This is a genomic window from Devosia sediminis, assembly GCF_016411825.1.
In the GTDB taxonomy this organism is placed as follows: Bacteria; Pseudomonadota; Alphaproteobacteria; order Rhizobiales; family Devosiaceae; genus Devosia; species Devosia sediminis.
Window position 1 is genome coordinate 187,224 of sequence record NZ_JAEKMH010000002.1, and the last position, 24,118, is coordinate 211,341.

At 64.4% G+C, this 24,118-nt stretch carries 30 protein-coding genes; 18 read left to right on the top strand and 12 right to left on the bottom strand.

The window, feature by feature from the left end:
* Positions 1-13: 13 nt before the first annotated feature.
* Positions 14-1,294 carry a 5-aminolevulinate synthase gene (gene hemA, locus JEQ47_RS08170; protein WP_198875929.1) on the bottom strand — a complete coding sequence of 427 codons (1,281 nt, stop codon included), beginning with the start codon at positions 1,292-1,294 and terminating at the stop codon, positions 14-16.
* Positions 1,295-1,625: 331 nt separating this feature from the next.
* Here hemA and JEQ47_RS08175 point away from each other — a divergent pair, with 331 nt between their 5' ends.
* Positions 1,626-2,951 (top strand): hypothetical protein, encoded by a 1,326-nt coding sequence (locus JEQ47_RS08175; RefSeq protein ID WP_198875930.1) that lies wholly within the window; start codon positions 1,626-1,628, stop codon positions 2,949-2,951.
* A 3-nt stretch (positions 2,952-2,954) separates the two neighbouring features.
* Here JEQ47_RS08175 and JEQ47_RS08180 read toward each other — a convergent pair whose 3' ends face one another.
* Positions 2,955-3,524, bottom strand: a complete 570-nt coding sequence (locus tag JEQ47_RS08180; protein ID WP_198875931.1) for a DUF4334 domain-containing protein — start codon at positions 3,522-3,524, stop codon at positions 2,955-2,957.
* A 178-nt stretch (positions 3,525-3,702) separates the two neighbouring features.
* On the opposite strand from JEQ47_RS08180, the gene JEQ47_RS08185 reads away from it, so the two are divergent.
* Positions 3,703-4,473, top strand: a complete 771-nt coding sequence (locus JEQ47_RS08185) for an SDR family NAD(P)-dependent oxidoreductase (protein ID WP_198875932.1) — start codon at positions 3,703-3,705, stop codon at positions 4,471-4,473.
* A gap of 99 nt (positions 4,474-4,572) precedes the next feature.
* Positions 4,573-5,238, top strand: a complete 666-nt coding sequence (locus tag JEQ47_RS08190; RefSeq protein WP_210337977.1) for a YiaD family glycine zipper/OmpA-like lipoprotein — start codon at positions 4,573-4,575, stop codon at positions 5,236-5,238.
* A 67-nt stretch (positions 5,239-5,305) separates the two neighbouring features.
* Here JEQ47_RS08190 and JEQ47_RS08195 read toward each other — a convergent pair whose 3' ends face one another.
* Positions 5,306-5,620, bottom strand: a complete 315-nt coding sequence (locus JEQ47_RS08195) for a hypothetical protein (RefSeq protein WP_198875933.1) — start codon at positions 5,618-5,620, stop codon at positions 5,306-5,308.
* On the bottom strand, positions 5,620-5,877 hold the full coding sequence (locus tag JEQ47_RS08200) for a hypothetical protein (protein ID WP_198875934.1): 258 nt from the start codon (positions 5,875-5,877) through the stop codon (positions 5,620-5,622). Before JEQ47_RS08200 ends, JEQ47_RS08195 begins: the two co-directional genes overlap by 1 nt.
* Before the next feature lie 175 nt (positions 5,878-6,052).
* Here JEQ47_RS08200 and JEQ47_RS08205 point away from each other — a divergent pair, with 175 nt between their 5' ends.
* A complete protein-coding gene (locus JEQ47_RS08205; RefSeq protein WP_198875935.1) occupies positions 6,053-6,442 on the top strand; it encodes a PRC-barrel domain-containing protein in 390 nt (129 codons plus the stop codon).
* A gap of 99 nt (positions 6,443-6,541) precedes the next feature.
* Here the strand turns inward: JEQ47_RS08205 and JEQ47_RS08210 are convergent, their stop codons facing one another.
* A complete protein-coding gene (locus JEQ47_RS08210) occupies positions 6,542-7,459 on the bottom strand; it encodes an SMP-30/gluconolactonase/LRE family protein (protein ID WP_198875936.1) in 918 nt (305 codons plus the stop codon).
* A gap of 127 nt (positions 7,460-7,586) precedes the next feature.
* Here JEQ47_RS08210 and JEQ47_RS08215 point away from each other — a divergent pair, with 127 nt between their 5' ends.
* The 9 genes from JEQ47_RS08215 to JEQ47_RS08255 all read left to right on the top strand — a co-directional run bounded on the left by JEQ47_RS08215 (position 7,587) and on the right by JEQ47_RS08255 (position 14,728).
* Entirely contained in the window at positions 7,587-7,946 is a 360-nt protein-coding gene (locus JEQ47_RS08215; RefSeq protein ID WP_198875937.1) for a hypothetical protein, read from the top strand.
* A 53-nt stretch (positions 7,947-7,999) separates the two neighbouring features.
* On the top strand, positions 8,000-8,863 hold the full coding sequence (locus JEQ47_RS08220; protein WP_198875938.1) for an MbnP family copper-binding protein: 864 nt from the start codon (positions 8,000-8,002) through the stop codon (positions 8,861-8,863).
* Complete coding sequence (locus JEQ47_RS08225) at positions 8,850-9,989, top strand: methanobactin export MATE transporter MbnM (RefSeq protein ID WP_198875939.1); 1,140 nt, start codon at positions 8,850-8,852, stop codon at positions 9,987-9,989. The genes JEQ47_RS08220 and JEQ47_RS08225 overlap by 14 nt, the downstream gene beginning before the upstream one ends.
* A 2-nt stretch (positions 9,990-9,991) precedes the next feature.
* Positions 9,992-10,480 carry a DUF1775 domain-containing protein gene (locus tag JEQ47_RS08230; protein WP_198875940.1) on the top strand — a complete coding sequence of 163 codons (489 nt, stop codon included), beginning with the start codon at positions 9,992-9,994 and terminating at the stop codon, positions 10,478-10,480.
* Positions 10,477-11,097, top strand: a complete 621-nt coding sequence (locus JEQ47_RS08235; protein ID WP_236020755.1) for an SCO family protein — start codon at positions 10,477-10,479, stop codon at positions 11,095-11,097. The genes JEQ47_RS08230 and JEQ47_RS08235 overlap by 4 nt, the downstream gene beginning before the upstream one ends.
* Positions 11,094-13,103: a copper chaperone PCu(A)C domain-containing protein gene (locus JEQ47_RS08240; RefSeq protein ID WP_198875941.1), complete on the top strand. Its 2,010-nt coding sequence runs from the start codon at positions 11,094-11,096 to the stop codon at positions 13,101-13,103. The genes JEQ47_RS08235 and JEQ47_RS08240 overlap by 4 nt, the downstream gene beginning before the upstream one ends.
* Positions 13,104-13,111: 8 nt before the next feature.
* Positions 13,112-13,732: an SCO family protein gene (locus JEQ47_RS08245; protein ID WP_198875942.1), complete on the top strand. Its 621-nt coding sequence runs from the start codon at positions 13,112-13,114 to the stop codon at positions 13,730-13,732.
* Positions 13,729-14,286, top strand: a complete 558-nt coding sequence (locus JEQ47_RS08250; protein ID WP_198875943.1) for a cytochrome c oxidase assembly protein — start codon at positions 13,729-13,731, stop codon at positions 14,284-14,286. Before JEQ47_RS08245 ends, JEQ47_RS08250 begins: the two co-directional genes overlap by 4 nt.
* A 70-nt stretch (positions 14,287-14,356) precedes the next feature.
* Positions 14,357-14,728, top strand: a complete 372-nt coding sequence (locus tag JEQ47_RS08255; protein WP_198875944.1) for a c-type cytochrome — start codon at positions 14,357-14,359, stop codon at positions 14,726-14,728.
* Positions 14,729-14,736: 8 nt separating this feature from the next.
* Here JEQ47_RS08255 and JEQ47_RS08260 read toward each other — a convergent pair whose 3' ends face one another.
* Positions 14,737-15,414 carry a response regulator transcription factor gene (locus JEQ47_RS08260; protein WP_198875945.1) on the bottom strand — a complete coding sequence of 226 codons (678 nt, stop codon included), beginning with the start codon at positions 15,412-15,414 and terminating at the stop codon, positions 14,737-14,739.
* A gap of 228 nt (positions 15,415-15,642) precedes the next feature.
* Between JEQ47_RS08260 and JEQ47_RS21040 the strand changes: the two genes are divergently transcribed.
* Positions 15,643-16,992 carry a sensor histidine kinase gene (locus JEQ47_RS21040; RefSeq protein WP_198875946.1) on the top strand — a complete coding sequence of 450 codons (1,350 nt, stop codon included), beginning with the start codon at positions 15,643-15,645 and terminating at the stop codon, positions 16,990-16,992.
* On the opposite strand, the gene JEQ47_RS08270 is transcribed toward JEQ47_RS21040, so the two are convergent.
* Positions 16,958-17,392 (bottom strand): SRPBCC family protein, encoded by a 435-nt coding sequence (locus JEQ47_RS08270; protein WP_198875947.1) that lies wholly within the window; start codon positions 17,390-17,392, stop codon positions 16,958-16,960. The genes JEQ47_RS21040 and JEQ47_RS08270 overlap by 35 nt on opposite strands.
* Positions 17,393-17,530: 138 nt before the next feature.
* Between JEQ47_RS08270 and aac(3) the strand changes: the two genes are divergently transcribed.
* Genes aac(3) through JEQ47_RS08290 form a run of 4 tightly spaced genes read left to right on the top strand, consistent with a single transcriptional unit; the run spans position 17,531 to position 20,078 of the window.
* The gene (gene aac(3) / locus JEQ47_RS08275; protein WP_198875948.1) at positions 17,531-18,358 is read left to right on the top strand and encodes an aminoglycoside 3-N-acetyltransferase; all 828 of its coding nucleotides are present in this window, start codon (positions 17,531-17,533) and stop codon (positions 18,356-18,358) included.
* On the top strand, positions 18,355-18,945 hold the full coding sequence (locus tag JEQ47_RS08280; protein WP_198875949.1) for an SGNH/GDSL hydrolase family protein: 591 nt from the start codon (positions 18,355-18,357) through the stop codon (positions 18,943-18,945). Before aac(3) ends, JEQ47_RS08280 begins: the two co-directional genes overlap by 4 nt.
* A 1-nt stretch (position 18,946) precedes the next feature.
* Complete coding sequence (locus tag JEQ47_RS08285; protein ID WP_198875950.1) at positions 18,947-19,165, top strand: hypothetical protein; 219 nt, start codon at positions 18,947-18,949, stop codon at positions 19,163-19,165.
* Between the two features lie 10 nt (positions 19,166-19,175).
* Complete coding sequence (locus JEQ47_RS08290; RefSeq protein ID WP_198875951.1) at positions 19,176-20,078, top strand: aminoglycoside phosphotransferase family protein; 903 nt, start codon at positions 19,176-19,178, stop codon at positions 20,076-20,078.
* A gap of 24 nt (positions 20,079-20,102) precedes the next feature.
* Here the strand turns inward: JEQ47_RS08290 and JEQ47_RS08295 are convergent, their stop codons facing one another.
* The 5 genes from JEQ47_RS08295 to JEQ47_RS08315 form a co-directional block, all read right to left on the bottom strand.
* Complete coding sequence (locus JEQ47_RS08295; protein WP_198875952.1) at positions 20,103-21,284, bottom strand: zinc-dependent alcohol dehydrogenase; 1,182 nt, start codon at positions 21,282-21,284, stop codon at positions 20,103-20,105.
* Entirely contained in the window at positions 21,284-21,835 is a 552-nt protein-coding gene (locus JEQ47_RS08300) for an SRPBCC family protein (RefSeq protein ID WP_198875953.1), read from the bottom strand. Before JEQ47_RS08300 ends, JEQ47_RS08295 begins: the two co-directional genes overlap by 1 nt.
* Positions 21,836-21,897: 62 nt before the next feature.
* A complete protein-coding gene (locus tag JEQ47_RS08305) occupies positions 21,898-23,043 on the bottom strand; it encodes a DUF3618 domain-containing protein (RefSeq protein ID WP_198875954.1) in 1,146 nt (381 codons plus the stop codon).
* Positions 23,043-23,459 carry a phage holin family protein gene (locus tag JEQ47_RS08310; RefSeq protein WP_198875955.1) on the bottom strand — a complete coding sequence of 139 codons (417 nt, stop codon included), beginning with the start codon at positions 23,457-23,459 and terminating at the stop codon, positions 23,043-23,045. Before JEQ47_RS08310 ends, JEQ47_RS08305 begins: the two co-directional genes overlap by 1 nt.
* Positions 23,459-24,082, bottom strand: coding sequence for a hypothetical protein (locus JEQ47_RS08315; RefSeq protein ID WP_198875956.1), 624 nt, complete (start codon positions 24,080-24,082; stop codon positions 23,459-23,461). The genes JEQ47_RS08310 and JEQ47_RS08315 overlap by 1 nt, the downstream gene beginning before the upstream one ends.
* Positions 24,083-24,118: the final 36 nt, after the last annotated feature.

Below are 24,118 nucleotides of genomic sequence, written 5' to 3' on the forward strand. Positions count from 1 at the left end.
GGAATCGTGCGGCCTAGCCGCCGAGGCTGGGCAGCGTCAGGTCGCCGGAGGTGAGCTTGCTCGCAGTGATCGCGGCGTCGGCACGCTCGCGCGACAGCCCGAGGCTGGTCCAGACGCTGACCAGCGCATGGCGCAACTCGAAGATCATCTCGTCCGTGTGGAGCGGGGTCGGGGTGATGCGCAGACGCTCGGTGCCCTTGGGCACGGTGGGGTAGTTGATCGGCTGGATATAGATGTTGTGCTTGTCGAGCAGCATGTCGCTGGCCGCTTTAACCGCCCGCGCATCGCCCACGATCAGCGGCACGATATGGGTGGAGGTTTCCATGACCGGCAGGCCCGCATCGGCGAGGATCGCCTTGGTCAGGCGCGCCTGGCGCTGGTGCATCAGCCGCTCTTCGCCATTGCCCTTCAGGTGCTCGATCGAGGCGCGAGCCGCGGCGCAGAGCGCCGGGGGCAGGGCGGTGGTGAATATGAACTCGGGCGCATAGGAGCGCACGGCATCGATGATGGCGCGGTTGGCGGTAATATAGCCGCCCATGACGCCAAAGCCCTTGGCCAGCGTACCCTCGATGACGTCGATACGCTCCATCAGCCCTTCGCGCTCGGCAATGCCGCCGCCGCGCGGGCCATACATGCCCACGGCATGGACTTCGTCGATATAGGTCAGCGCGCCGAATTCTTCGGCCAGGTCGCAGATTTCCTTGATGGGGGCGATGTCGCCATCCATCGAATAGACGCTTTCGAAAGCAATCAGCTTGGGCCGCTTGCGGTCCACCTGGCTCAGGAGCTCGCGCAGATGCGCCACGTCATTGTGCCGGAAGATTTTCTTTTCCATGCCGCTCTGGCGCACGCCCTGGATCATCGAGGCGTGGTTGAGCTGGTCCGAGAAGATGATGCAGTCCGGCATCAGCCGCGCGATAGTGGAAATCGCCGCCTCGTTGGAAACGAACCCGGAGGTGAAGACCAGGGCGGCTTCCTTGCGGTGCAGGTCGGCGAGCGAGCGCTCGAGCTCGACCAGTGGGCGGTTGGTGCCCGAAATATTGCGTGTGCCACCGGCGCCCACGCCCATCGTGCCGGCGGTATCCTGCATGGCGCGCACGACCTTTTCGTGCTGGCCCATGCCCAGGTAGTCGTTGGAACACCAGATGGTGATTTCGCGGGCATTGTCGGCATCGTCGCGGTAGACGGCGCGGGGGAAGCGCCCGGCAATGCGTTCGAGGTCCGCAAAGACGCGATAGCGCTTCTCCGACCGCAGCGTGTCCACTGCATCCTCGAAAATTCCGCGATAGTCCATGGAGCCGTTCCTTTGCGAGCGCTGATACGGCGGGGCAGCCGATCGGGGCTCTCTAGCTCTACCTAATCCCCGCGACGCCGCATTGACATAGGTCAATTCGACGCGCCGAACGGCTAACCCCTTATCGGTATTAGGGGTCGGCAGCCAACATCAGAACCATTCTAGACAATGCCGCCTTTCCTGCCAACCTCCCGCGCGGCGGGGCGGGCGCGCAACACACGGTCCGGCAAGCATAACCCGGGTTAACCGGACAGCATGGTCTTTGTTGATACTTTGTTCTAACTGCGCTTAGATCGAACGTCCCGGTGGGGCGTGTGGGGGAGTTTTTGGCGTGAAGAGTTTTTCGTCGTCGAGTTTTGCAGGCCAGCATGGCGATGCGCTGGCTTTGGCCAATGCCGCGGTCCAGCGGAACCCCCAGGCCCTGTTCACCGATTTCCAGTGGTTCCTGTTCAAGGGCCGGGATACCGTCTTCTTCACGGCCTTTTCGACCGAGACCTATGACAAGGATCGCCTTGGCAACATGGTCGCCGAGATGATCGCCCTGGCGCCGCAGCTCACCCATGGCTTTGTCGGCGCGCATCCGGGGCAGCCCTTTCCCAAGCATCTGCTCGATGCCATCACCTCGGTGGAAATGGTCGACGAGTTCGATGGCTATCCCGACAAGTGGCTGGGCAAGTCCGACGACATCTTCGAGCGCGAGGACCTGCCGCTGTTCCGCGTCATGGCAGCCGTCCGGCGCGGCGGTCCCGATGCCCAGGGTCGCACCGCCATCCTCCAGGTCCGCTCCAGCCATGCTTTGCTCGAAGGCTCCGATTCGGCCTTGCTCACCCGTTCGGCCGCCGCCGGCCATGGCGTGCAGTCCGATCAGTCCAACAAGCTGCCCTTCGGCGACCGCCTCAAGAGCGCGCTGCGCGGCGGGCTAACCACGTTCATCTACTTGGTTTTGGCCAATATCCTGGCGCCCAAGGAACAGCCCTGGGGCTTCAAGACCCTGGCCATCCAGCGCCATCGCTTGCGCCAGCTCGCCAACAAGCTCGGCGTCCGCCAGCGCTCACTGATGTTCGCGCTCGTCACTCATGCGCTCAATGGCGACGGCGCCGAAAAGCACATGAGCAAGAAGGTGATCGGCGCCAACTACACCATGCTCGACACCAAGCGGAACAACACCGACGACGACTTCTTCCGCGTCCGTGCGCTCGAAGCCAAGTTCACGGTCATGGATGATTTCGTCGATTATGTCCGCGCCGTCGACGATACCGTGGCCGGCATCGAGCAGAAGGACATTACCTCGTTCCAGGTGGTCATCATGGCCATGTTCAAGGCCATGCGCACCCTCAACCGCGTGATCCCCAGCCTGCCCAACAAGCGCTTCTGGCGTTTCAACGGCGGCAATCACATCGTGCTCACCCTCGTGCCGCCCCACCGCACCTATGGGCCCATGACCCACGGCATGGTGGAACCGCTTTATTGCGGCGCCTGGCACGCCGAGGTGAACATCTGCACCTTCTGCCCCGGCCGCGAATACGTGACCTTCAACTTCTCCATGGAGCAGCGTCACATCGCCAATGTCGACAAGGTCATGGCCTTGCTCGAAGAAGTCGAGCGGCGCGATGTCACCCCGCATACCATGGCCCCGGCCGTCGAACGCCTGCGCTGAAGCTCAGGCCAGCGGCCGCGCGCCTTCCCGGCGCAGCACGAAGAAATAGGGCACGTCGTAACCGCGCATATCCATGGCGCCGACCACCGTATCGGCATCCACTGTGCGGAACACGTCGTTGATCGGCAGCGCGTCATAGATCATGGTCGCCGAGACCACATCCCGAAACCGGGTCATGCGGAGCCGGGCACGGGGCCTTGTCGTCCTGGCGAAGGCCGATGCCAGCCGAACGAGGCCCGGCCGGGCCAGCCGCTGCGCCAGCGCTACCTGCGACGTCAGCAGCGACATCGGCAACCAGGCAGGGTCGATGGCAAAGAGGCTGCCATCGGGTCGTTCGAACACCAAGGGATGGACGGTTTCGCTGTCGTCGAACCGCTTCCCATGCCACCCGGCCTTGGCAAGCAGGCCATCCAGTCGGTGCCCGGTCGGCAACTCGGTGCCGCGCCAGTTCCCGATCAGATCCTCGATCTCGGTGGGCTTCAGGCCGTCGAAAAATTCCAGCGCGGTGTTGGCATCAGTGCCCGGTTCAAGCTCGGCAAGGCCGCTCTGCGCGGAGGTCATCGTATTTGCCATGGCGTTCCCGTTGATCGGGCAGCCCACCAGCCGCCATGAACCGTCTTGAAGCCTGGCGAGGTCGTTGACAAGTCCGACCTCTACAACTGGATGCGGCACTGACGTACGTACGTCATGACCCTTGCAGCGTGTCGACGGTCGGGATATCTGACGACGCAGTTTCCTCCGGATGATCACAATGACCGCCTTTGCCCTTTATCCCAGCCTCAAGGACCGCGCGGTCGTCATCTCAGGCGGCGCCTCCGGCATCGGTGAGGCCATGGTGCGCGCCTTTGCCGAGCAGGGGGCGCGGGTCGGCTTTGTCGATATAGCCGAGGCCGCTGGCATCGCGCTGGCGCAGGAACTGACCCAGAAGGGCCAGACCGCCCACTTCATCCGCTGCGATGTCACCGACATATCAGCCTATCAGGCGGCCATCGCCGAGTTCGCGCGCCTCCATGGCGATGCGCTGACGCTCGTCAACAATGCCGCCCATGACGACCGCCATGACTGGCGGGAGGTCACGTCCGAAAGCTGGGACCAGCGCATGGGCGTCAATCTCAAGCATGCCTTTTTCGCGGCTCAGGCCGTGGCCCCGGGCATGGTCAAGGCGGGTAAGGGCGCCATCATCAATTTCGGTTCGGTGAGCTGGATGATCCTGGTCCCCAGGATCCCGGTCTACGAAACGGCCAAGGCCGCCGCCCATGGCCTTACCCGGGCGCTGGCCCGCGACCTCGGCGCCTCCGGCATCCGCGTCAACACTCTCGTGCCCGGCGCGGTGATGACGCAGCGCCAGCGCGATCTCTGGGTCACCGATGCCGATCTCGAGGGCATCAAGCAGAGCCAGGCCATCCCCGAGGCCCTGGCGCCGGAAGATTGCGCGCGCATGGCGCTGTTCCTCGCCGCGGACGACAGCGCCATGATCACCGGCCAGCAGTTCCTGGTCGATGCCGGCTGGGCCAACGTCTGACAGCCGTTCATGTCAGGTTCATCCCCTTCCCCTCATCACGCTCCTGCCTTATTCAATGGCAACACAAGGCCACCAACCACGAATCCTTTTGGGGGAATCATGAAGTCGAAGGTACTCGTCGCCCTTGCCGCGACGCTGGCACTCAGCGCCTGCACCACCACCAATCCCTATACCGGCCAGAGCCAGCTCTCAAACACCGCGGGCGGCACGCTGCTCGGCGCCGGTGGCGGCGCCATTGCCGGTGCCATCGTCGGCACGGCCGTTGGCGGTGATCCGCGCATTGGCGCGCTGATTGGTGCGGGCGTCGGCGGCCTCACCGGCGCTGCCATCGGCAGCTACATGGATCAGCAGGAAGCCGAGCTCCGTGCCCAGCTTCAGGGCACCGGCGTCTCGGTCACCCGCGTCGGCGACCAGATCATCCTCAACATGCCGTCCAACATCACCTTCGCCACCGACCAGGCGACCGTGCAGCCGCAGTTCAACCAGACCCTGGTTTCGGTCGCGCTCGTGCTCAAGAAGTTCGACAAGACCATCGTCGATGTGTACGGCCACACCGACTCGACCGGCAGCGCCCAGCACAATCTCGAGCTCAGCCAGCGCCGCGCCGTTTCGGTGGCCACTGTCCTCTCCAGCCAGGGCATCGATCAGCGCCGCTTCTATATCGAAGGCAAGGGCGCCTCGAGCCCCATCGCGTCCAACGCCACCGAAGCCGGTCGCGCCCAGAACCGTCGCGTCGAAATCCAGCTCTCGCCCATCCGCGGCTGATCCCGGTCTCGACACAAGCAAAAGGCGCAGCCCGCGGGCTGCGCCTTTTTCATTTTCGGTGCCTTTGTTATTGCGGCGAGACCGGCGTCGGTTCCGCCGGTGTCTCGACCATCGGCGCCGCTGTCGGCGAGCCCGGTTCGGTGTCCGTGCCCGGCGCGCCGGAGAACATCTGCAGCAGGAACAGGATGGCGACGATGATCGCAAATGCGATCATGCCGTAGAACACCCAGTTCGTGGGCCCGGTCGAGGCGACTGACTCTTCGTGTTCGCCCGCCACCTTCAGCCCCGACCCATCGGGCACGTCGAGGCGCGACCCGTTCTCGTCGACCAGATAGTCGACCTTGGCCACTTGCGGTGAATGTAAATCGCGCGGTTCGGCCATCAGAAATCTCCTCGCAGCACGGTCTCTGTGCCCACGCCGCTCTCCACGCCCTCGCGCACTTCGGCAATGGCGCGGTCGATTTCCTCGGGTTCGAAGTCGACGGGTTTTCCCTCGGCCAGGGCGCCATTCGCCTCCGCCTTGAGCTGGTTGAGCAGGTCGATCTTTTCGCGCGCCGTGAACAGCGTGTGATGCGCGATCAGCATGGGGTTGAGGTTGTCGCCTCCGCCCATGGCTTGCTTGAGCGTATCGAAGACCATCGTCGTCTCCTTTGAAAAAACTCGGCCCAGTATGGCCTCTTAGCTCAATGCAGCACCGGGCCTGCGGTTCCTGATCCTGGCCTTCCAGCCGGCCAATCACATTTTTCTGTGCTCTCGAAACCGCATCGGCTTTCGCTGCGTTCACCCCCCACAACCCCAGCCAAGGAGGAAAGACATGGCTTACGATGACAACCGCGTCGCAACCGCCGACGTCAAGGAAACCCATGACCTCATCGCCTCGGACAAGGTCGAAGGTACCAAGGTATATGGAATCGACGGCGAGCATATCGGCTCGATCGAACGTATCCTGGTCGAAAAGCGCAGCGGCAAGGTTTCCTATGCCGTCCTGAGCTTCGGTGGCTTCCTCGGCATCGGCCACGACCACTATCCGCTGCCCTGGTCCAAGCTCGAATATGACGAAAGCCTCGGTGGCTACCGGATCGACATCTCCCGTGAGCAGATCGAAGGCGCCCCGCGCTACGACGACACGGATGACAGCTTCTGGACTGCCGAAAACGGCCGTCGCGTCCACGACTACTACGGCGTGACCCCGTACTGGATCTAACCAGTTCAAGCCATTTCATGACCAGATGATTGCAAGGCCGGTGCCCTCAGGCACCGGCTCTTTCTTGCCGGTTGCCTCAGGCACCGGCTCTTTCGTGTCTCACGGCGTCTGCGCGCCCCGTGCATTGACATAGAGCGCATAAAGCGAAGTGGTGGCGGTGATGAACAGCCGGTTGCGCCTTTTGCCGCCAAAGGTCAGGTTCGACACCCGCTGCGGCACGAGGATTTTGCCGGTAAGCGCGCCGGTATCGTCGAAAACATGCACGCCATCGCCCGCCGAGCACCAGACCCAGCCATCGCTGTCGACGCGGAAACCATCGGGAATGCCATTGTCGATCACCGCGAAGGGTCCGGCATCGCGAACCGCCTTGCCGCCGTCGACCACGTCGAATGCCCGTATGTGCCGCGGCGCCTCAGGGTCGTGGCTTGCCCCTGAATCGGCGACATAGAGCCGACTCTCGTCGGGCGAAAAAGCGAGCCCGTTGGGCTGGATGAAGTCGGAAATGACGAGGGTGACCGCGCCGGTCTCGCCATCGATCCGATAGACCCCGTGGACGCTCTGCTCCTGCGGCGAGAGGTAACCCTCATAATCGGAAATGATGCCGTAGCTAGGGTCGGTGAACCAGATCGATCCGTCCGAGGCGACCACCACGTCATTGGGCGAGTTGAGCTTTTTGCCGCCAAAACCGTCCGCCAACACCGTCACCGACCCGTCCGGCTCGGAGCGTGTGACGCGCCGTGTCCCATGTTCGCACGAGATGAGCCGCCCCTGCCGGTCGCGAGTATGGCCGTTGGCGAAGTTCGATGGCGAGAGATAGGTCGAGACCGAATTGTCCGACGCCAGATAGCGCAGCACGCGCTGGTTCGGGATGTCGGAAAAGTAGAGGCAGTCATGGTCCGAAAACCAAACCGGCCCCTCGGTCCAGCGGCAGCCTGTATGCAATTCCTCGAGCCGCGCACTCCCCAGCACTTTGCGGCTGAACCGCTTGTCCGTCACCTCATAGAGCGCTTCGGCCATCTCATCCTCCCGTCGACCCGCAAGGAATAGAGGCCATGCCCTCAAGGGGCAAGCGACGGAGCGGGCCTGCTGTCAGTGAACGGCAAGGATTGGCGCACACTACTGGCCGCGATGCGGGCGCCAGATCATGCAAGACAGTAAGGTCAGATTTTTCACCGAGGCGTCCCGCGACCTCTGCCGTGCCCTCGCCGTGCTGGCACTGTTCCTCGGCATGCTGGCCGCAACCCCCGTTTCGGCCGGAGTCTATCCGGGCGGCGCGCCTCTACTCGACATCTGTGGCGAACTCTCCGACGCCGACGACACGGAGGCGCATGGCGCCTGCCACGCTTGCCGGCCGACGCCACTGATCCTGCCCACCCCGCCGGTCGTGCCGTCCATGGCATTCGGCGCACCGGCCTTCTGCCTCGTCCTCCAACCGGCGCCCGTTGTCGTCAAGGGTGTCAGGCACTCGCATGCACCGAGGGCGCCACCACCACGTCTCGCTTGAGCCATCGGCGGCACACCGCCGCCATCTCGATCGAACCTCGTGGACCCCAACCAATGAAACACGTTCTCGCGGGCGCGCTCGCGCTCATCGCCGCTGCTTTTCTCCCTGTCGCAAGCTGGGCCGAGGCGCCCGCCACCCCCGTCTCCATATTCTTTGCCGGCGAGGTCAACGGATCGCCATTTGCCTGCGGACAGACCTACGATGATCTGGGCCAGCCGCCCAGTTCCATCACTCCCAGTGACTTCCGCTTCTACATAATGGACGTCGCCCTCATCGATGCAGGGGGAGAGGCCGTGCCGGTCACAATCGCCGAGCGCAGCCCCTGGCAGGCCGACGGCATTACCCTCATTGATTTCGAGGACGGCACCGGTCCCTGCGACGGTGGCAATCCGGGCCTTAATGATCGCATAGAGGGCCATGTGCCTGAGGGCCACTACCAAGGGCTCCGCTTCACCATGGGCCTGCCCTTTCTCGAGGCGCATGGCGACGTGACCATCGCTTCTGCGCCGCTCGATCTCAGCGCCATGTTCTGGAGCTGGCAGTCCGGCTATCGCTATCTCAAGGTCGACATGGTCGGCGACATGACCGGCGGCCACGGCGGCCGTCCCACCGGCTTTTCCGTCCATCTGGGAGATTCAGGCTGCGTCGGCCCCACCTTCAGCCAGCGTCCGGTCGGCTGCGCCCATATCAATGTCGTCAGCGGCGAATTCGCCGATTTCGACCCATCCAACAACCGCATCGTAGCCGATCTCGGGCGTTTGCTGGCTGAAACCGACGTGGCCGCCAATACGCCCGACACGGCGCCCGGCTGCATGTCCGAAATGCATGATCCCGATTGCATCGGCGTGTTCGCCCGGCTTGGTCTCGGCTTTGTCGGTACGGCGCCGGGCCTGCAGACCTTCTTTGAAAGCCGCTGACATGCGCTGGGCCATTGTCCTGATCCTGGGCCTTTTCGGCTTGCCCGCGCTTGTCCCCGCGGCACCCGCCGAAACGCCTTACCGCTATCCCACGCCCGATTGGGTGCCGCTCCCCGTCACGCCACCCGACAACCCCATGTCCGAGGCGAAAGTCGCGCTGGGGCGGCATCTCTTCTACGAGACCGCCCTCTCCGCCGATGGCTCCATGTCCTGCTCATCCTGCCACCACCAGGAACTGGCCTTCACCGATGGTCAGCCGACCCATGCCGGCGTTCATGGCGAGCCCGGCCTGCGCAACGCTCAGAGTCTCGCCAATGTCGCCTACTTCCCGACCCTGACCTGGAGCAATCCCAATCTCACCCGTCTCGAGCAACAGATCCTCGTGCCGCTGTTCGGCGACCGGCCGGTGGAACTGGGCATGGCGGGACGGGAGCGGGACCTGTTCGCGGCCCTTGCCGCCAATCCCGTCTATCCCCCGCTCTTCGACGCGGCCTTCCCGGATACCGGTGGCGCGATCGACCTGTCTTCGGTGACCAGGGGGCTGGCAGCCTTCATGCGCTCGATAATGAGCTTTTCGAGCCCCTATGACCGCTTCGTGCGCGAGGGTGATACGGCGGCCATGTCCGCGGCCGCACTACGAGGCGAGGCGCTGTTTTTCAGCGAAAAGCTCGAATGCGCCCACTGTCATGGCGGGCTGAACTTTACCGACAACACCCACCGGCAGGGCCAGTCCTATCCGGAAACGGGCTTTCACAATACCGGCCTCTACAACCTCGATGGGGCAGGGGCCTATCCGGCTCCAAATGTCGGTCTGCGCGAGTTCACCCTCGAAAAAACCGACGAGGGCCGCTTCCGCACCCCCAGCCTGCGCAATGTCGCGGTCACCGGTCCCTATATGCACGACGGCTCCATTCCGACGCTCGAGGCGGTCATCCGCGACCACTACGCCCTGGGCGGTCGCGCCGCTTCCGGCCCGCATGGACGCAGCCCGCTGCGAGATCCCTTCATCGAGGGCTTTTCCATCACCGATGGGGAAATTGCCGACCTCGTCGCCTTTCTCGAAAGCCTCACCGACGAGGCCTTCCTTGCCGATCCTCGCTTCTCCAATCCCTTTGCCGGACAATAGCCATGCCTTCCCAAATCTCTCTTGCGGCGCTGCTCCTGCTTCTCGCCGGCACCGGCGTGGCCCATGCCCATGCGACGGCCGGCGGCGCCAGCGCCGGGGCAGGGCAGCCATTCACCCTGCTGCTCACCGTGCCCCATGGGTGCCAGGGCCAACCCACGACTGAAGTGGTGGTCGGCATTCCCGAAGGCTTCCTCGTGGCCGAAGGCCTGGCTGTTTCCGGCTGGACGGTATCGAGCGTAACAGCCCCACTGTCCCGCCCCTACCGCCTGAATGATCAGACGATTTCGGAGGGCGTCATCGAGATCACCTGGATCGGCGGCAGTCTGCCGGACGACGAGACGGGTGTCTTTGCCGTCCAGGGCATCTTTGCCGACGACATGGCGCCGGGGCCTGCGCGGTTTCCGCTGCTGCAGCTCTGCCCGGATGGCGAAGAAGCCTGGATCGATGCCGGCGGCGACCGACCGGCTCCCTTTGTCGACGTGCTCCCATGATGGCCGAAAACCGCGAAGCGGCCGGCGGAAGGCGGCTACTGCAGGCCGGGCTCTGGTTGTTGATCGGCGCGGCCGCGATCATCGCAACCGCCGCCTGGTATTGGCCCGGTCAGCAAACGCTCGATATCGCCGACTATGGCGGCGGCAGCTATGCGCTGGTCGACCACAGGGGTAATCCCTTCACCCCGGAAAGCCTCATCGGACAGCCCGCGCTTCTGTTCTTCGGCTACACCAACTGTCCCGATGTGTGTCCCATCACCCTCGGTCAGATTGCCGCTTGGTTCGAAGAGCTGGGCGCGGATGCGAAGGATGTCGGCGCCTACCTCGTCACCGTCGACCCCGCGCGCGACACCGCTCCCGCGCTGGCCGACTATCTGAGCTGGGCCGGAAACAGGGTCACGGGCGTCACCGGTTCGCCCGACCAGGTCTCCAGCCTGATGAAAGCCTGGCATGTCACGGCGGAACAGGTGCCTGGCCTCGACGGGTCCTACACCGTCGATCATACCGCCTCGGTCTTCCTGGTCGATGCCGGGGGCCGCTTTCGCGGCACCATCGCCTATCTTGAAGCCTGGGACACGGCCGTCGCCAAGCTCAGGCGCCTGGCCACCACGCCATGATGGCGCGCCTGCTCCTCACGCTGCTTGCGCTCTGGCTCCACGCGTCTCCCGCAGTGGCGCATAGCGGCCTGGTCTCCTCCGCCCCGCCCGACAATGCCCTGCTCGACAGGCCACCTGCCGAGCTGGTGCTCGATTTTACCGAGGCCGTCACGCCCCTTGTCGTGATGTTGCACCAGACCGACGGCACCATTCTCGACCTGACCGATCGCCTGGAACCGGGGAGCAGTCTGGTGATCGATCCCGCCCCGCCCCTCGCTGAGGGAACACACGTCCTCAGTTGGCGGGTGGTTTCCGCCGACGGTCACCCGATTTCCGGTTCGCAGGTCTTTTCGGTCGGCAGGGCAAGCGCGGCGCTGCCCGAAATCGCATCCGCCGACCATGCTGTGCTGGCCGCCATCTGGCTCGCGCGCGTCCTCGTCCTGACCACCGCCTTTGCAGTGGTGGGCGCGGCGCTGTTCAGGGGTCTCATCGCCTCATTGCCTCCCGCCATGGTGCCGATCCTGGTCGTGGCCGCCCCCATAGGCCTGTCCTCTGTTGCCCTTTCAGTCGGTCTCCAGGGCCTTGATGCCGCCGGTCTGCCCTTGACGGCAATCCTCTCGCCACGTCCATGGACCATCGGCTTCGGCACCGCCTATGGAGCCGCCCTGGTGGTCACCTTCATGGCCATCCTGCTGGGTGCCGTGTCGCTGACGCATGCGGGGCTGTTGAGCCGCGTCCTCTCCGTTGTGGCCACTCTCGCGCTGGCGGTCTCCTTTGCGATCGCCGGTCACGCCGGCACGGCCGAGCCGCAATGGCTGACCAGGCCAGCCATCGTTCTGCACATCGTGGCCCTGGTGTTCTGGCTGGGCGCGCTGCTGCCGCTTCGGGGGCATCTTGCCGCGCGAAGCCGAGAAGCGACGCTGGCTTTGTCGCGGTTTTCTGCCTTTGCGCCCTTCGCCATGGCGCCGTTGCTGCTGTCGGCCATCCTCCTCGCCGTGGCCCAACTGGGCCCGCCCGGCCGCCATTATCTCTCGGCCTATGGGGCCATATTGGGCGGCAAGCTGGTGCTTATCGGCCTGCTCCTGGCGCTCGCGGTGGTCAACCGCTTCCGGCTGACCGGGCCGATTCTCGCGCAGGGGCCCGTCAGCGGCATGGTGCGCTCCATCCGCGCGGAAGTTGTGCTGGCGGTGCTGATCCTCGCTCTGGTGGCGGCGTGGCGATTCACCCCGCCGCCGCGGGTGCTGAGCGTGCTCTATCCGGAGCCGGCGCTTGCCCGCCTCACCGGCGGAGGCTGGCAGGCGGATGTGGCTATCGATCCGGGCGTTCCGGGCCTCGCGCTCGTCGATCTGCTCATCTCGGGCGGCAATGGTGGGCAGGAACCCCGCGACATTACCCTGTCGCTCAGCCAGCCCGAACTGGGCATCGAGCCTTTCTCGCGCCCGGCCCGCCAGGTGGCGCCGGGCCACTGGCGCGTCGAGGGGCTCAACCTGCCCACCCATGGCCAGTGGGACCTCGCGCTCGACATCCGCGCGACACGGCTGCATCGCGTCACGCTTGAGGGGCAGATAGAGCTGCGCAGCCGGTCCGGCGAAACCAGCCGCCAGCCCATCGTCGTGGCAAGCCTGGGCGACCTCCAGATCGCCGATGCCTTCAGCCGCGCCACCCTGCCCGGCGCATCGGTCGCCGGCGCCTATTTCACCATCCTCAACACCGGCACAAAGCCGGATCGGCTGCTTGGCGCCACCACGCCCAAGGCAGCACGGATCACCGCGCATGGCATGCAGGTGGACAACCAGATCATGCGCATGCGCCAGACCGCCGACGGCATCGACATCCCCGCCGGCGCGACCACCCGGCTCGAACCCGGAGGGCTCCACCTGATGATGGAAGATCTCGTCGAACCGGTCGTCGAGGGGGAGACGGTCCCGATCACCCTGACCTTCGAGACCTCCGGCACGGTCACTGTCAATCTCGAAGTGCTGGGCTTTGCCGCCGACGGCTTTGCCAGTCACGAACAACACCCATGAGCACGTCCATGACCCTTCTCCGCATCGCCCGGTTTGCACTCTGGTCCAGCGTCCTCGTCGTTGGCACAGCGACCGCCACGCTCTACCTCGTCCGCCCCGCACCCCAACTGCAAGCCGCGGCTGTGGTCAGCAATGGGCAATCCTCGCTGGGCAAGGCTCCCTACGAACTCGTCGACACGCGCGGCAATGCGTTCAATCCGCAGGTCATGACCGGCGCGCCGACGCTCCTGTTCTTCGGCTTCACCCAATGTCCCGATATCTGTCCCACCAGCGTGGCCGATATCATGCTCTGGTACGAGCAACTCGGCGAGGAGGCGGCGGACTTGCGCAGCTACTTCGTCACCATCGACCCGGAACGCGACACCTATCGTCGGATTGCCGAATACCTGTCCTGGACCAAGCGGATCGTCGGCGTCACCGGCACGCCCGAGGAAATTGCGGCCGTCGCGGCATCATGGGGCGTCCACTACGAAAAGATCTCCGAGCCCGATGGCGGCTACACCATGGATCACACCTCCGCCGTCTACCTGATCGACCGGCAGGGCGAGTTCGTCACCTTCATCAGCTATGGCGAAGAGACATCCGTGGCGGTCGAAAAGCTCCGTTCATTCCTGAGGTCGCAGCCATGATCCTCGATCGATCGGTCCAGCCCGCATCAACGACCTCCCTGCATCACCGCAACCGCCGCACCTTCCGCCTTCTCTTGTGTGGCGCGACTGGCATGCTCGGATTGGCGTTTCTCGCCGTGCCACTCTATGGGCTCTTCTGCTCGGTGACCGGCTATGGCGGCACGCCGGGCCAGTCTGAAGGCAACGTGAAGGGCGTGGTGGATCGCCCGATCACCGTCAGCTTCGACGCCAATATCGATCGGGGCCTACCTTGGGCAATACGGCGCGCCGATCCGGTGACCAGCAGGATCGGCAGCGTCGAAGTGGTCAATTATCGGGCCACCAACCTCTCCGATCAGCCGGTTACGGGCATGGCGGTGTTCAACGTCACGCCGGATCGCGCCGGCTATTACTTCAACAAGGTCGAGTGCTTCTGCTTTACCGAGCAGACCCTCCAGCCCGGGGAGACGCTCGATATGCCCATTCAGTTCTTCGTCGATCCCGATTTCGCCGGAAACCCCGAGCTCGACACTATCGGCGAGATCACGCTGTCCTACACCTTCTATCGCAAGTAATGAGATGCGAAGTGTCAGCTTCCAGTCAGCCGGATAAGGGACCCTGCCGCCTCAACTGAGGACGGTACACATGAAGCGCATGACGTTGATGGCGGTCTTGGCCGCATTGTGGGCCGGCCCCACCCAGGCCTGCGACCAGGCCTTGCAGGCAAAGGCCGACGAGATATTTCAGGCACGGTGCAGCTCCTGCCACAATGACCGGGCGCGGATTTCCGGGCTCTCCCTGGCTGAGGGTGGCGCTGCGCTCATCGGCCAGGCCAGCACGCAGGTATCTGGCATGGAGAGGATCGCGCCCGGCGACCCTGAAAACAGCTACGTGTTCAGGAAAATCATGGGCACGCATGCCGATGTCGGTGGCAGTGGGTCGCGCATGCCGATAGGTCCTGCTCTCGGCGACACGCAACTGGCCGACATCGAGCAATGGATCCGTTCCTGCCAATAACCGGGCCGTCAGGTATCGTCGATGAGATAACCAACGCCGCGCACCGGGTGGATCACCGCCCCGGCGTCGAGCAGGGACAGCCGCTTCCGCAATCGCGAGACATGGGCTTCGAGCGTATTGGAGCTCGGTTCCTCGCCAAAGCCGTAGACGGCTTCGATGAGCAGTTCACGCGTGACCACCCTGCGGCAACGGAGCAGCAGGCTTTCGATGATCAGCAATTCGCGCCGCCGCAGATGCAGCACGTCTTCGCCCACCCGCACTTCGCGGGTGTCCGGATGGTAGGTGATCCGGCCGCAGGTGATCGGTTGCACGCTGCGCCCGGCCAACCGGGTCCGCCGCAATGCCGCGCGGATGCGGGCGCGCAATTCATCCCAGTCGAATGGTTTTGGCAGGTAGTCGTCGGCACCGGCGTCCAGACCTTCGATCCTGGCATCGGCCGACCCCATTGCACTGAGCACAAGCACGCTTGCCTGCGGCTGCAGCGCATGGACCTCGCGCAACAGGCTGATGCCATCGCCATCGGGCAGGCGGCGGTCGAGCAGAATCAGGGCGTAGCGGACCAGCTTGAGGGCCGCCGAGGCTTCGTCCAGCCGCTCTGTCCGGTCCACCACCAGCCCCTGGTCCTGCAACTCCCGCTGCAGGCGGCCCGCCAGGTCGGACTGGTCTTCGACGAGCAGCACTCTCATGGGACGTCATCCTCCATTCCGTCAGGCACCGACATGTCTACCACAAGGCGATCGGGGATCATGACGAAGCTGGCAATGCCTGCCGAAAGAATGGGGCATGTCCGTGCCCTCCGGTAGTCGCCTGCCGACATAACCGCGCATGCAAGTTGCATCTTGCTGACAGCGGCAAGACCTGTTCCCATCGCGCTGCCCGTCGGGCGCGCATTGTTTGCCGAGCGAGGCTTCCCAGTGAGTTCTCCGAAAAGCCTGGCCCAGCGCCTGATCAAGGGCATCGTCATCGCGCAGGCGGTGACGCTGACAGTCTGGGTGCTGATCGTCATGGTGGTCTCGCCCTACATTTCATACGAGGAACTGGCTGCGTTCTCGGCCAAGCAGGTGGTCGCCTCGGCGGTCGAAATGCGCGACGGCGCCCTGGTCGTTGCCCAGACGGGCGACCTGGCCGAATATGTGCAGCGAAGACCGGGCTTTGCCTTTGCCGTGCTGGTCGCGGGATCGCCTATCGAGGGGTCGTCACCCGAGCTTGCCGGGCGCTGGGCAACCTCTGCGGCGCCCCTGCCGATTTCGGGACAGTTCCGCTTCGCCGATGGGCTGATCGGCTACGCGCAGCAACTCCCCTGGAGGCAGTCGACCGTGACCGTTGTCACCGTTGGCAACCAGTTTCGCATCGACGATCTGCCCGTGTTCTTCCAGATCTATCTTCCGCAATTCCTGCTGATGTTCGCCCCGGCATTCCTGGCAGGCGCAATCGCCACGCAGATGGTGGTGGTGCGCGCCCTGCGGCCGCTACGCGCGGCGTCTGCCCAGGCTGCCGCCGTGCAACTGTCCTCGCTCACCTCGCGGCTGGAGCGCGACAGCACGCTGCCCTCCGAGATCGTGCCGCTGATCGACGCCATCAATGAGCTGCTGGAGCGCCTCGACGGCGAGATCGGCAAGCAGCGCCTGTTTGCCGCCAATGCCGCCCACGAGTTGCGCACGCCCGTTGCCGTGCTCGGCGCCCGCGTGGAAAGCCTGCCCGATGGTCCCGAGCGCATTGCTTTGCGGCGCGACGTCATGCAGCTCTCGACCCTTGTCGATCAATTGCTGGCGGCGGCGCGGCTCGAAAACGATCCGGCCCAGGTCAACCTGCCCGTCGATCTCGTCCACACGACGCGCCAGGTGATTGCCGACATGGCGCCCCTCGCACTGCGCGACGGGCGCAATCTGTCCTTCCGCACTAGGCCGAGTGCAGCACTGGTCCTGGGCGATTGCGATGCCATCGCTTCCATGGTGCGGAACGTCCTGGACAATGCGCTGCGGGTCGAACCGGTCGGCGGCACGGTGGCGGTGCAGGTCACCCAGGGCGAGGATCACTTCGCCATCCTCGTTCACGATCATGGCCCCGGTATTTCCTCCGAGGATCAGGCCCATATGTTCGATGCCTTCTGGCGCAAGCGGCAGGATAGCGGAGCAGGGTTGGGCCTGCAGATTTCCCGTCAGATCGCCATGGCCCATGGCGGCACCATCACCTGCGACAGCCGGATGGGCGCCGGATCGACATTCAGGATCAGCTTGCCCTTTCCGCCGGCAGGCATGTCCTAGAGGCGGCCCATTTTGCAAAATTGTCCAGGTTGCCGCTGACGATTTTGCCCAGCAGCGGGCGCAGGAGCCGGGGCGCCGAAAATTCGATCCGCGTCTCCAGAATGGTGCCATGATCGGCCGGCACGATGACATACGACCAGTAGCCGGCCATGACGCCGCGTTCATATTCATAGTCGAGCTGGTACGGACGGTTGTATTGGCGCACCACGCCGTCGATCGGGAAATACCACGAGCCGATCACGGCATCCTGCGTGAACCGCGTCTCCTGACCCAGAGGGCCCGGCGACAGAAGCCGGGCGCTGCGGATCGTGGGGATCCAGTGTGGAATGGCGGCAATATCGGTGAGGGCGTTAAACACCCGCACCGGATCGGCGTCGATAGGGTTGGTCTTGTGAAACATCGCATCGGTCTCCAGACCGCATGCACCTAGCCGGAGCGGATTGCTTCAATCTGACAGGCGCAAACACTGGAAGCTGCCGTCAGCCCGATGCAAGCTTGCATCTATAGGCCGATGAAAGTGTCGAATGGGGAGGCCGTCATGCTCTTGGAGCAAAAAGAACTTGGCGCTGACGACTTCGTCGCTCAGTTGCGCTCACTCGGCGTTGTCGAGGGTGACCGGTTGATGGTCCATGCCTCCATGAAAGCGCTCGGGCCGATGACCGGCGGCGCGATGGGGGTGGCCGAGGGCCTGCTTGCCGCCGTCGGCCCTTCCGGAACTCTCATGGCCTATGTGTCCTGGGATCACTCGCCCTATGAAGAGACCCTGGGCGGCGCCAGCATGACCATTGCAGAACGGGACGCCTGGCCGGTCTTCGACCCGGCGGATGCGCCGCCCTATTCCGGCTGGGGTATCCTCAACACCTATCTGCTGCGCCTGCCGGGTGCCCGGCGCAGCGGCAATCCCGATGCCTCCATGGCCGCCGTGGGCAAGGATGCCGACTACCTTATCGCCGACCACCCCCTCGGCACCGGCTATGGCCCGGGCAGCCCGCTGGAGCGCTTCGTGAAGCTTGGCGGCAAAGTGCTAATGCTTGGCGCGCCGCTCGATTCCGTCACTCTGCTTCACTACACCGAAGCTGTGGCTGATATCCCCGGCAAGCGCTGGGTGACCTATGAAGTCCCGGTGCTCCGGGACGGGCGCAAATCCTGGGAAATGGTGCGCGAGCTGGATTCCAACGGCATCATCGATGTTTATGCGCGCGAGGGTGAACCCGACGCAGTCGAGACCATCGCGACAGCCTATGTTGCCGAGGGTCGCCACCGGGAGGGAAGGGTCGGCCAGGCACACTGCTACCTTTTCGACGCCACCGACCTGCACAAATTCGGCCTCGACTATCTCGAAACTCGGCACGGGAGCGGCCAATGAAATTGTCCATGCGCCTCATTGCGGCGGCCTTTGTGCTGACGGCCGCCACGGCCAGCGCAGCCGACATCGTCATCGTCGGAGACAGCACCGGCAAGGGCGACGGCGCGCAGACAAGCTGGGCCACCCGCCTCCTCGAAAAGCTCGACGGCGAGTATCAGGTAGAAAACCTCTCCCGCAGCCGCAATTCCATGGCAGCCATCCTCAAATCGCTCGAAACGCTGCCGGGCGGCGAGGAGCGCGTGGTGATCCTATATGACCGCCGGAATGCGGGCGAGAGCGTGGACGAATACATGGCGAGCCTCGCCGAGGCCAAGGCGAAGATCGGCGACGATCGCTTGCTGATCCTGCCCCAGGTGCCGGTCTCGGGCGGGCGTGAAGATGGCCTGACATTGCCTGTATTGCTGGGCATCAACGAGCGCCTGTTGACGGAATTCCCGGAGAACAGTTTCGACGCGGAGGTCCAGGCCGCGTTCCTCGAAGCGCTGGCAGGAGACGAGACCCGGTCTGACCGTATCCACCGCAACGATGTCGGCCAGGAAATCGAGGCCGGGTTCATTGCCGACTGGCTGCAACAGGCCGAAGATTGAGATGACGGGCAGGGGAGGCGACGTGGATACCATTGCCGACTATCAGGAATTCATTGCCATGGCGTCGGACGGTGACATTGCCCTCCCTGCCATCGAGGATGCTTTGGCTTCGGCCCGCCAGCGGCTGGAAGACGCCCAGGCCGCCAACCGGGATTTTGGCGACTGGCAGCACCTCGTGGTGCAGATCGAAGCCCTGATCGACGATCTGACCAAGGCCTGATGCACCGCCAATGACTGTCGACATCACCCAGGACCTCGTCGCCGCGCTGCTCCGCGAGCAGCATCCCGACCTGGCGCACCTGCCGCTGGCCCTCGGCGCCGTTGGCTGGGACAACCAGTTGTGGCGTCTGGGCGACGACCTCGCGGTTCGCCTGCCTTGGCAGACCGACGATGCCGATGAATTGCTGCTCAAGGAATATGGTCTAGTGCCGGCCTTGGCATCCAGACTGCCGCTGCCGATTCCGACGCCCATGCGGCTCGGCCGGCCCAGCGAACGGTTTGGGCGCACCTGGATCGTCACCACCTGGGTTGAGGGAGAGCCTGCAGATAGGGCGCCAGTGACTCCGGGTGCAGGCGGGGAGACCGCATTGGCCGCATTCCTGTCGGCGCTCCACCGGCCTGCTCCCCCCGACGCGCCAATTGGCCGTCACGGCCGGGGCGGGTCTCTCGCGGCCACCAGCCAGGGCGTCGCGCATTTTCTCCGCCTTGCCGTCGAGCGTGGGCTGATACACGACGCACGCACCCTTGAGACCATATGGGGAGATGCGGCGAGCGCCCCGGATTGGAGCGGACCACCCATCTGGATCCATGCCGATCTTCATCCCGCCAACGTCCTGACCCGCGACGGCGCCCTTTGTGGCGTCATCGATTTTGGCGACCTCTGCGCGGGCGATCCGGCCTGCGACCTCGCCGCCGCCTGGTTGCTGCTCCCTGATGGTGCCACGGACAGCTTCTATCGCGCCTGTGAGCCGGGTCCAGACGAAGCGACGAGGCGACGCGCTCGCGGCTGGGCCCTGAGCAAGGCGCTCGTTTGCCTCATCATCGGCGATGACGGGACACATGGCCGCCCCGGCGGCAAACCGAGTTGGGGGCAGCCCGCCGCAGCCGCCCTGAAGCGGCTGGCGGCTCTCTGAGGTCGGGGAGCAGCTACCGGCAGATCAGGCGACGCCGCCGGGCTTGAGCACCACCTTGGTCCACTCGTTCTGCTTGTCGTGGAAGTTCTTGTAGCCTTCGGGGGCCTCTTCCAAGGACAGCCGGTGGCTGATCAGGAAAGTCGTGTCGATCTCGCCATCCTGGATACGGCGCAGGAGGTCGGCCGTGTATTTTTGCACATGGGTTTGGCCGCCCTTGATCTGAATGCCCTTTTCCATCATCGCGCCCAGCGGCCATTTGTCGAGCATGCCGCCATAGACGCCGGGCACCGAAACGCGGCCGCCCTTGCGGACGGCCAGCAGCGCCTGGCGCAGCGCATGGCCGCGATCCGCGCCGGGAGCCATCTTCTGCTTGATGACGTCGAGCACATTGTCGGCCACCCAGCCATGGGCCTCCATGCCGACAGCATCGATCACCGCGTCTGGACCAATGCCGCCGGTCATTTCCATCAGTGCTTCGCGGACATGGGTCTCCTCGAAGTTGATGATCTTGGCGCCGAATTTCTGCGCCAGTTCGAGGCGGCGCGGGAAGTGATCGATGGCGATGACCTGGGCGGCGCCCATCAGTACGGCACTTTGCACCGCAAAGAGCCCGACGGGCCCCGCGCCCCAGACGGCGACCGTGTCGCCAGGCTGGATCTGCGCATTCTCCGCCGCCATCCATCCGGTGGGCAGGATGTCAGAAAGAAACAGCACGTCGTCATCCGCCATACCATCGGGAATGACGATGGGCCCGACATCGGAGAACGGCACGCGCACATACTCGGCCTGTCCCCCGGCATAGCCACCTGTCAGGTGCGAATAGCCGAAAGCCGCGCCCATGGGCTGGCCATAGAGCATTTCCGAGGCGTCCTGATTGACGACCGGATTGCCGTTGTCACAGGCCGAATACTGCTGCTGTTCGCAGAAGAAGCACTTGCCACAGGAAATGGTGAAAGGCACGACCACGCGTTGGCCCTTTTGCAGCGTGCTCTTGGGACCCACTTCCACGACTTCGCCCATGAATTCATGGCCCAGAATGTCGCCCGACTTCATGCCGGGGATCACCCCGTCATAAAGGTGCAGGTCCGAGCCGCAAATGGCGGTCGAGGTCACCTTGAGGATGGCGTCGCGGGGATTGATGATTTCTGGGTCGGGATGCGTATCGACGCGGACGTCGTTGGTTCCATGCCAGGTCAGCGCGCGCATCAAACTTCTCCGTCAGTCGAATTGGTGTAGGCTCCGGTGGCGACTTCTCCCGCTTCCATCAATTGCTTGAAGCGCTTGAGTTCGTGCCGGGCCTGAATGTTGGGTTCAGCCTGGAACAGTTTGGCGATCAGCCGGCCGACATCGCCGCCCGGCGGCTCATAGGCAATCTCTGCCGTCACGATGGTGCCGCGTCCGGCCGGCGCATCGGTGAAGGTGACATGGCCGGTGGTCTTGATCTGCGAGTGCTCGGTCGAACGCCAGCCGATAGCCTCGTTCTCGATCACGTCGACCAGTTCGGTCTCCAGCGTCACATGCTGGCCGGCCGGTGCCTTGATTGTCCAGGTCGATCGTTCGCCGTCACCTATCGCCACGCTCTCGACGGCATGCATGAAGGTCGGCAGTTTGGTGAAATCCCGCCAATAGGCGAAGAGTTCACTGCGCGGCCGGTTGATCAGGACGCTGCGGCCGACAATGGCATAGTCCCCGTCCTTGTCGTCGCGCTGCGCCCGCTTAGGAGCGTCGTCATGTGTCTGGTCGTGTGCCATCGACATGCACCTTTTTTGGATTTGTCATGGGTGGAGAGGGAAGGGGAGGCCAAGCCTCCCCCTCGCCATCAATTGCTGCGATAGCCCGAGCCGGACGATCCGGGGGTTCCATACGAGCCCGAGGCGCTGGACGAACCGTACGAGCCTGAACCCGACGACCCGGACGAGTCGGACTGGTCGGCGGCGCCCGTCGCCCCATCCTTGACCTGCTGGTAGAGCTCGCCGGCCTTGTCGGCAGCGCTGGAATAGAGATCGGCTGCCTTTTCCTTGCCCTGGTCGTAGAGTTCGGAGGCTGTCTCACCGACCTTGCCCTTCACCGCATCGGCGGCCTCGCCCATCAGCGCATCTTCCTGTGCTGTATGGGGCAAGGTGGAGCCCAGTGCCGCCCCGAGGGCGAAGGCCAGTGCCCCGCCCACCAGCGGCTGGTCGCGGAACTGGTTGATGATGGTCTGGTTGAGGTTTTCCATCTGTCCGTGCAGCATGTCGCCGGCCTGGCCGGCACGGGCCTTGCCCGAGCTGGCGCCCGTCTGCATGGCGTCCCGCGCATCATGCATTTTCTCGCGCGCCATCTGCCAGGTATGCGAGGCCCAGCCCGTCGCTTCGTCGAGCAGGTTGCCCGCCTCGTCGCGGAAGTGCTCGATGCGCTCGCCGGCACTGTTGGTGAAGCCGCGGAACATGTTGCCGGTTTCGTCCACGAAATGGCCGGCGCGCTTGCCTGCTGCGTCTGTGCGGGCCTTGAACGTCTTGCCGGCGTCGTCCGAGAATTCGCTATAGGTGTCACCGCGTTCATCGGTCGAGCTGCCCCGCCGCTGCAGGCTGGCGCCGCTGATAATGGTGACGGGATAGTCGTCATCCGCGTCGTAATCGTCGCTGGTACGATAGCCGCGGCGGCTGTTGATGCTGTCGTCCCAGTGGCGATCGCTGCGGATGGTGCTTGGCTGGCTCGTCGGTGCGGCGCCGGCAGGCTTGGCCATCAGCCAGGCTAGGCTCACGCCTAAGAGGGCCACCGGCAGCGGGTTGGCGGTGACATTGCGCTGCAGGCTCGCGACGAATTCGCCGCCGCCGCCCTTGGTATAGGCCAATAGTTCATCGACCAATTGGCCCGGCGATAGCTTGTCCTGGATCTGGTCGATGGTGCTTTCCACGCGGCTGCGCTGCATTTCGATTTCGCGCTGCAGTTCGGCCGAGCTCTTGTGTTCGCTGTCGTAAGCCATCACAGCCTCTCCTTGACGATATCAGCATCCCGCCCGAGCGAAGCTGCGGTGCGGTTCATGTTGAGATTGGTTGCCTTGAGGGCGTTGAGGCCCTTTGAGATGAAGCTCCAGCCAACAAGGCCCACGACCACCGTGACGATCACGGCAGCCAGTGCGTTGGCGAAGGTCGGGTCCATGCCCATGTTGATGAGGAATGCCGCGATCAGCGTGACGACCGCGGCGAGGAAGACGCCGAGCGCGCCGAGCGCCAGCACGCCGCCGATGGCAATCGAGCTGATTGCGCCGGTGGCTTCCGAAACCTTTTCCGAAGCTTCCACCTTGGCAAGTTGCACTTCCTTGCGGAAGAGCGTCGAAATATCGCTGACAAGGCCGCCGAGCAGATCGGCAATGGGCCTGTTTTCACCGGTGGCGGCCATCATTCGCCTCCCATGCTGCTGCTGGAGGGCGCGCCGGAGGCGTAGTTCTGGGAGCCCTCGGACTGGTAGGACGACCGGCTGGCCGAGGCGGCCGAGCCGGACTGCGACGCCTTCTGCTCACGACGCTGGTTGGAGGCCATTGCGAAGCGGCTGGCGACAAAACCGGCCAGCGCTGCAGCGCCGAGAAAGGCCACCGGCTGCCTGCGGCCGAAATCCTGCGCCAGGCCCATAAGGTCGTCGACATCACGATCCTGCACCGTCTTGCCCATGCTGGATATTCCCGAGGCGAGGTCGCGCGCATAGCGGGCAATCGTCTGCTGGTCCGAGCCGTCCAGTTCATCGGCGACCTTGCCGATCGCCGCGGCGACGCCGTTGATCTGGTTGGCGGCCAGATCCTTCTGATCGGTGGCGAAGGATTTCACGCTCTCGGTGGCTTCCGACACCTTGGCGCCGGCCTCTTCGCCCAGCGCGCGGGCATCTGCCTTGGCGCGCTGTGCAATGGCGTCCAGGTCGTGCTTGGCATGTTCGGTGGCGGTCTCCAGATCGTGGCCGACCTGGCTTTTCAACGCATCCGTGTTGCGGGTCGAGCCGCCGTTCGGATTGCTGGAATCATCGATGCTCATCTTTGAACTCCTGAAGGAGGGCCAGGGCTGGCCAGT